2 protein-coding genes are annotated in these 1493 nt (G+C 33.8%); both read right to left on the bottom strand.

Annotation, left to right across the window (positions count from 1 at the left end):
• Positions 1 to 512: metallophosphoesterase (locus B2S90_RS08765; RefSeq protein ID WP_286696900.1), on the bottom strand; the 512-nt coding region annotated here is incomplete at its 3' end.
• Positions 512 to 1351: a hypothetical protein gene (locus B2S90_RS08760; protein ID WP_286696899.1), complete on the bottom strand. Its 840-nt coding sequence runs from the start codon at positions 1349 to 1351 to the stop codon at positions 512 to 514. The genes B2S90_RS08760 and B2S90_RS08765, both read right to left, overlap by 1 nt.
• Between the last annotated feature and the right edge of the window lie 142 nt (positions 1352 to 1493).

Genomic DNA, 1493 nt, shown 5'->3' with positions numbered 1-1493 from the left:
TTACTTATACCCCCATCTTCATTACTGAAGGCATAATCATATAGACCACCTACTCTTATACTATTACCTTTCACTGTTATGTCTTCATAACTTTCATCTAGGAAGTGTACACCAGTTTTTTTAATATTCTCTATCTGGAAAGCATGATGACTATAATACTCCAACTCATGGTTTCCATAACTCATATAGACAGGTGCTATACCCACTAATGAATGTAAGAAATCAAGTGTACTTTGATCACTCTTAGATTCATTATCAATAATATCCCCTACACACATAATCAAATCAGGCTTTAACTTCTTAATCTTATTTATAACCTGTTTCTTAATCTTTGTATGATTATCATGAACATCCGCTATCATGACAATATTAACAGGGCTATGAATCTTATCTGATTTCATTGTGTATTGTGTGACATCAATCGTGTAATAAGACTCATACACTAAATAACCACTTCCTAATACAATACACATACATAACATCACAATACAGCTTATAACCTTCTTCTTCATTATAAGACCTTCTCTAGAGTTTCTACAGCTTCCTTAGAAATAGTACATCCTAGATGATAGAAAGGCACATTGTCTATTAAATCCTGTAATAAATCCATAGACTTAAGTACACTTCTCTTATCCCATCTATTCACTGTGAGCTGACTATAGGCTTCCTTAAAAGCAGCTATAGGACTTAATCTCTCTATCTTATTTTCTTTTTCCTGAGATAACATCACAACACACTTAATAGGGACATTCTTATTATGACATACACCACTAGACCCACATACAGGCCACCCATGGGCTGTCCATACACCATCATCCTTCATAAGTAATCCCTTATCACCATTCACTACGTGGGATCCTTTATATTCTTCCCATAATGTCGCCTGTGTTGTCTTACCTGTACCACTAGGTGCTGAGAATAGAATCGCATAATCCTTATACTGCATATAACTGCAATGAAGCACTAATGCATCCTTCTCTAATAACTTCTTCTCTAAAGAGAAGAAAGAACAGAAGAATGGATCTACATACAATTCTCCTAAAGTATCTTTTAGAATAATAGATCTTGCACTATGAGGTGTTAATTCTTGATAAACCCCATAATACCAATCACTCCCTTTGATACCTAAATATCTTGTTTCTAACCCATCACAATCAAGGATTAATAACTCATCCCTTTGAGAGACTACTTTCCCTTCTATTTGTGGTAGTGTCTCACTTACTATAAACTCATATGTATATTCAGGTTCTTCCTGACTTTCAAATATCTGAAAGTTAGGAGGAATCTTTATTAACTTCTCATCATAGATCAACTTAAATGTGAAAGTGCCAATCGTATATATACGTTCCATAATTACTCCTTTCCGATAGTTATTGCCATTCTACCATAATATTTTATATATTTGTAGAGAACTTATGCATAAGGACAAAAAGAAGTAAGAGTCATTCTTACTTCTCGAAATCCTTCTTCATTCTCTTATATTCTTCATAGAG

The organism is Catenibacterium sp. UBA627 (assembly GCF_002299355.1).
In the GTDB taxonomy this organism is placed as follows: Bacteria; Bacillota_I; Bacilli_A; order Erysipelotrichales; family Coprobacillaceae; genus Catenibacterium; species Catenibacterium mitsuoka.
Note: the sequence above shows the minus strand (reverse complement) of the source record. Positions and strands in the feature narration are given on the sequence as shown.

Coding starts and splice junctions, on each gene's coding strand:
- B2S90_RS08760 (WP_286696899.1), bottom strand. CDS start 1,351: ATGGAACGTATATATACGATTGGCACTTTCACATTTAAGTTGATCTAT.